This window comes from Kitasatospora sp. NPDC001225 (assembly GCF_053597855.1).
Genome location: NZ_JBSFJC010000422.1, coordinates 1 through 1659 on the forward strand (window position 1 = coordinate 1; position 1659 = coordinate 1659).

Annotated in this window: 2 pseudogenes; one reads left to right on the forward strand and one right to left on the reverse strand. The window is 73.3% G+C overall.

The features are described 5' to 3' along the window. A pseudogene (locus tag ACWDCZ_RS41125) lies at nt 1-293 on the reverse strand (hypothetical protein); the annotation flags it as partial. Nucleotides 294-829: 536 nt separating this feature from the next. On the opposite strand from ACWDCZ_RS41125, the pseudogene ACWDCZ_RS41130 reads away from it, so the two are divergent. After that, nucleotides 830-1659, forward strand: a pseudogene (locus ACWDCZ_RS41130) (ABC transporter); the annotation flags it as partial.

Below are 1659 nucleotides of genomic sequence, written 5' to 3' on the forward strand. Positions count from 1 at the left end.
GCGGCGGTCGGCAGCAGCTCGCGCAGGGCGGCTCCGGTGGGGATCGGCGGGCCGGTCGGCGTACTGCTGGGCGAGCCGAACGCCGGGGCGCCGGACGCCTGGAGCGTCGGCGTGGACGTCGGGGCGGCACCCGGGGAGCCGGCGCCGCCCGAGGTCGCGGACGGTTTGTCGGGGACGACTCCCGGGCCGGTTCCCGACCCTGCTCCGGGGTCGGAGGAGCACCCGGCGACGACGGCCGCGGCCATCGCGGCCGCGCCGACCACGAGGGGAATCCTGACGTTGTTTCGGACCATGGACACAAGAACCCTTCCGCACAAGCTCACTGACGGTGAGCATCGTGCCCGATCCAGTTGGCCCGGGACATGAGTATCCGTACTCAACTCCTGCCGCCCCACCCGCCTCAGGAGCCTGGCGACGCGGCAGCCCCTCGGGCGGCAGACCAGCCGAACGGGTGAATCCGGCGACGGCCGTGCGCCGCCCGCCCGCTTGGCATATGCGCTGAACCATGCCCGGAACGTGCTCGAAAAGTCCCCGTTCGACCCGGGCTCGCCCGGAGGCGAATCCACTTGAACGCCGCGCTCGAACAGCACCATCATCGGACGCCCAGCCGCCCGTAACGACTCCGTCGAACCGGTCAACTCAGCCTGAGGAAAGGCCACTTGAGCTTTCCTCTCGGCCGGGACCGATGAGTCCGCACGTCCGCGCACCGCTCCGCTCCTGGAGGATCTGTGGCCTGTTCCCCCGCCCCGTCGATCCACGTCCCACCCGTCCCCGGGGCCCTGGTGGCCCGCCTGCCGCTGGCCCCCGCCCCGCGCGAGGAGGCGAACGCTTGAGCACCACGACGGCGTCGGCCGAGGCCGCCGACGAGGAACTGCAGTGGCTCGCCGACGGACGCCGCATCGCGGCGATCGAGGCGATCAGCGTCAGCGCGATGGCCCGCCGCCTGCCCGCGCTCGTCGTCCGCGCCTTCCGCCTCGGCTGGCGCATCGACCGCACCTCCGTCGCGCTGCTCCTGACCTGCCAGGCCGTCTCCGCGGTGCTCGGCGCGGCCGGCCTGTTCGCGACCACCGGCACCATCTCGGCCCTGTTCGGCCCGGGGCAGGTCGGCGACAAGCTCACCCGCGCGGCGCCGTCGATCCTGGTCATCGCGGCGGCGGCCGGCGCCCGCTCCCTGCTGGGCATCACGATCCGGACCGTCACCATCCACCTGTCGCCCCGCATCTCCCGGGAGGCGGAGGCCGCGGTGCTGCGCGCCACCGTGGCGGCCGAACTGACCGCCTACGACCACGCCGGCTACAACGACGAACTGGAGGCCGCCGACCGCGGCGCCGAGGTCTGCGTGGACATCGTCGGAGAGGCGCAGAACCTGCTCGCCTCCCTCGCCTCGCTCCTCGGCGCGGCCGGCGTGCTGACCGTGCTCCACCCCGCCCTCCTGCCGCTGCTGGTGCTGGCGGCGCTGCCCCAGGGCATCGCGTCGGTGCACGCCGCCCGGGTGCAGTTCCTGGCGAACCGGGCGGCCGTCGGCGACCGCCGGATCATGGCGAACCTGCGCTGGTACATCCACCTCAAACGCAACGCCGACCAGGTCCGCTCCGACACCATGGGCGAGTTCCTGCTCGTCAAGTACGACCAGGTCGGCCGGCGGCTGGACGCCACCTC